The organism is Methylorubrum podarium (assembly GCF_022179745.1).
In the GTDB taxonomy this organism is placed as follows: Bacteria; Pseudomonadota; Alphaproteobacteria; order Rhizobiales; family Beijerinckiaceae; genus Methylobacterium; species Methylobacterium podarium.
Window position 1 is genome coordinate 1 of sequence record NZ_BPRD01000715.1, and the last position, 3548, is coordinate 3548.

Here is a 3548-nt window from a genome sequence, read left to right on the forward strand (position 1 = left end):
TTCGAGTGCTCGATGCCGTAGCGCAGGGTGTGCGGGCCGCCGGACTTGCCGTCGTAGTTCGAGGGCGACCACGCCTCCTGGCCGGGGCCGGCCTCGATGGTGATCGGCGCGTCGAGCACCACGGACGAGGGGGTGTAGCCGTTGTCGAGCGCCGCCGAGTAGACGATCGGCTTGAACGAGGAGCCGGGCTGGCGCATCGCCTGGGTGGCGCGGTTGAACTCGGATTCCTCGTAGGAGAAGCCGCCGACCATGGCGTGGACGCGCCCCGTATAGGGGTCCATCGCGACGATGGCGCCGGACACCTCGGGCTTCTGGCGCAGGCGGTAGGTGCCCTTGGCCGGATCGAGCGCCTCGACGTAGACCACGTCGCCCACCTTCAGCGCGGTGGCGACCGGGCGGCCGGTCCACTTCACGCCTTCCGCGGTGATCGCGCCGGTCTCGCGCTCCTTCGAGAGGGTGCCGCCGGCCTCGCGCTTGGGCTGGAGGCCGACCTGGGCGACGCCGCCATTGGTGTTCAGCACCACGGCGAGCCGCCAGGGGGCGATGTCGCCGAGCGCCGGCATCTCGGCGATCGCCTGGCCCCAGTCGCGGCCGGTCAGGTCGACCTTGTGCTCGGCGCCGCGCCAGCCGCGGGCCTGGTCGTAGCGCACGAGGCCGTCGATGAGCGCCTTGCGCGCCAGCGCCTGCATCTTCGGGTCGAGGGTGGCGCGCACCGAGAGGCCGCCCTCGTAGAGCTTGCTCTGGCCGTAGCGCTCGGAGATCTCGCGGCGGACCTCTTCCGTGAAGTAGTTGGCGTTGGCCGCGTTCGGGAAGGCGACGCGCGGGTTGACGCCGAGCGACTGCTTCTTGGCCTCCGTCGCCTCCTCGGCGGTGATGTAGCCGTTCTGGGCCATCAGGCCGATGATCTCGTTGCGGCGCGCCAGCGCCTGCTGCGTCCGCCGGTAGGGGTGGTAGTTGTTCGGCCCCTTCGGCAGGGCCGCGAGATAGGCCGCCTCGTTGATCGTCAGCTCGTGGACGGATTTTCCGAAGTAGTCGAGCGCGGCCGCCGCCACGCCGTGCAGGTTGCGGCCGGGGACGATGGTGCCGAGGAAGATCTCGTTGAGGTAGAGCTCGAGGATCTTGTCCTTCGAGTAGGTCGATTCGATCCGCAGGGCGATCAGCGCTTCCTTGATCTTGCGGTCGTAGGTCTGCTCGGCGGAGAGCAGGAAGTTCTTGGCCACCTGCTGGGTGATGGTCGAGGCGCCCTGCTTCTTGCCGGACTGCGCGTTGGTCAGCACCGCGCGCACGATGCCCTCGGGGTCGATGCCGCCGTGCTTGTAGAAGTTCTTGTCCTCGGCCGAGAGGAAGGCCGCGACCACGATCTTCGGCATCGCCTGGATCGGCAGGTAGAGGCGCCGCTCGTGGGCGTACTCGGCGAGCAGCGAGCCGTCCGCGGCGTGGACGCGGGTCATCACCGGCGGCTCGTAGTTGGCGAGCGCGGCGTGGTCCGGCAGATCCTGGCTGTACTTCCAGTAGAAGAACGCGCCCACCGCGGCGGCGATGCAGAACAGCACGGCGCCGGCCGAGAACAGGAAGGCGAAGAATCGCAGGATGAAACGCATCCGGGGTCCGTTCCGTCGCTCGTCCGCTGCGCGCCGATGAAGGCTTAACGCGAGGGCCTGCCGCGGGCTCTGGTGAGGCCCCGCGCGGCCACGCCTCTTGTCAGGCGGACGGGGGCTCGTCGAGCCCCGTATCGACACCGGCTCTATGGTGAAACTGGGGCGATGGCCCTTGTCCTTGCCGGCCTCGGTCGCCGGCGCCCGCCTCCGCGGAAAATCTCGGTTCCTCGGGCTCTCGCTCCGCTCGACGCTTTCCGCGCCGTGGAGCCGTATCCGGCTCCTCAGGGTCGGAGCGCGATCGCACTTTTCCCGTTCTCGGCGGAGCGCGCTCCGGTCGGCGCCGGACGCGAGAGGGTGGCCCGGCCGGAGAAGAACAGGTCCACGGCCTTGGCCATCGATCCCGTCACCCGCGCGCGCCACTCCTCCGATTGCAGCTTCTCCAGGTCGCTCTTGCTCGACAGGTAGCCGAGTTCGATCAGCACGGAGGGCACGTCGGGGGAGCGCAGCACCTTGAAGCCGGCCTCGCGGTGGGGCTTCGTGCTCATCTCCATCACCGGCGAGAGCTGGCCCATCAGCCGGCCGGCGAAGCCCGCCGAGAAGCCGCGGGTCTCGCGCAGGGTGAGTTCCTGGAGGATGTCGGCGACATCCGCCGGCGCCTCGCCGGATTCGGTGCCGGCGGCGGCGTCGGCCCGGTTCTCGCGCTCGGCGAGCTTGGCGGATTCGCTGTCGGTTGCCTTCTCCGAGCCGGTATAGATCGTGGCGCCCTTCACCTGGGGCGCGGCCGAGATCGAATCGGCGTGGATCGAGACGAACAGGTCGGCCCTGGCCTCGCGGGCGATGCGTACCCGCTCGGCCAGCGGCACGAACACGTCGCGGTCGCGGGTCATCACGAGGCGGTAGCGGCCGCTCTGTTCCAGGCGTTCGGCGAAGGACCGGGCGAAGCCGAACACGATGTCCTTCTCGAACACGCCGGTGGCGGCGATGGCGCCGGGATCGGTGCCGCCGTGGCCGGCATCGATCACGATGAGCGGGCGCGTGTCGGCGGTCTCCCGGGCGGGCGGGGCCTTGGCGGAGGCGGCCGGGCTCGGGTCGCCCGCCACCGCCGCCTTGCGGAAGCTGTCGCGATCGACCTTGCGGAAGGGGATCGAGACGAGCACCGCGCCCTCGCGGGTCTTGGTGGTCTCGATAGCCTCGACCAAGGCGGGGCCGGTCAGATCGACCACGATGCGCGAGCGGCCCGGCGCGAACAGGCCGTAGCGGAACGAGGCGATGGCGCCGTCCCGCTTGCGGCCGCTGATCTTGCCGGTCTCCCCGTCGAGCTGGAAGTTGACCTCGGGCAGGTCGATCACCGCCCGGTCCGGCCGCTCCATCACGAAGGCGCGCGCCTCGATCGCCCGCGACAGGGTGAGGGTGAGCCGCGTCGTGCCGTCCCGCGTCGCGGTCTCGGCGGCGATCGCCACCGCCGCGCCGCCGGCCTGCGGAGGGGCCGGGCCATCCTGCGCCGGCGCCGGGCCGGCGGCCAGGATCAGGCCGCCCGCGAGCGCGAGGGCGGCGGTCTGGCGGAAAAATCCGGTGCGGGGCAGGCGGGTGCTGTGCGGCATCGGTCGGCCAAGGTTCCGGGGAGCCTCCGATACGGGATACGGCCGAGATGGTTAACCGTTCCTCACCGCGATTCCGGCATTCCCGGTGGCGCTGTTGTCGGCGGGTGACACCATCTCCGGCTGCATCGGCCGGGCCTCCTCCCGTTACCGGCGGCCGTCCGGCGCCTCCCGTTCGGCCGCCTCGCCGTCGGGCGTCTCCCAGGCCCGCTTCCACACCGCGTGTTCCTCCGAACCCTCCGGATAGGGGTTGGCGCTCTCCGGATCGCCCCGGTAGCGGGCCTCCCGACCCTCCTTCGCGACCGAGGCCGGCGAACGCTCGGGAAACGACATCTCCACCCCTCCCCTGCCC

General features: G+C 70.9%; 3 protein-coding genes. All 3 read right to left on the reverse strand.

Annotation, left to right across the window (positions count from 1 at the left end):
• Positions 1-1601, reverse strand: a 1601-nt coding sequence (locus tag MFF42_RS26160) for a penicillin-binding protein 1A (protein WP_238258868.1), incomplete at its 3' end; no start/stop codon positions are given.
• Positions 1602-1879: 278 nt separating this feature from the next.
• A complete protein-coding gene (locus MFF42_RS26165) occupies positions 1880-3199 on the reverse strand; it encodes an N-acetylmuramoyl-L-alanine amidase (RefSeq protein ID WP_238258869.1) in 1320 nt (439 codons plus the stop codon).
• Positions 3200-3343: 144 nt separating this feature from the next.
• On the reverse strand, positions 3344-3548 hold a 205-nt coding region (locus MFF42_RS26170), incomplete at its 5' end, for a hypothetical protein (RefSeq protein ID WP_373875232.1).

What these genes read in the sequence shown, in the direction of transcription:
- MFF42_RS26165 (WP_238258869.1), bottom strand. Translation starts at nt 3,199, where the DNA reads ATGCCGCACAGCACCCGCCTGCCCCGCACCGGATTTTTCCGCCAGACC.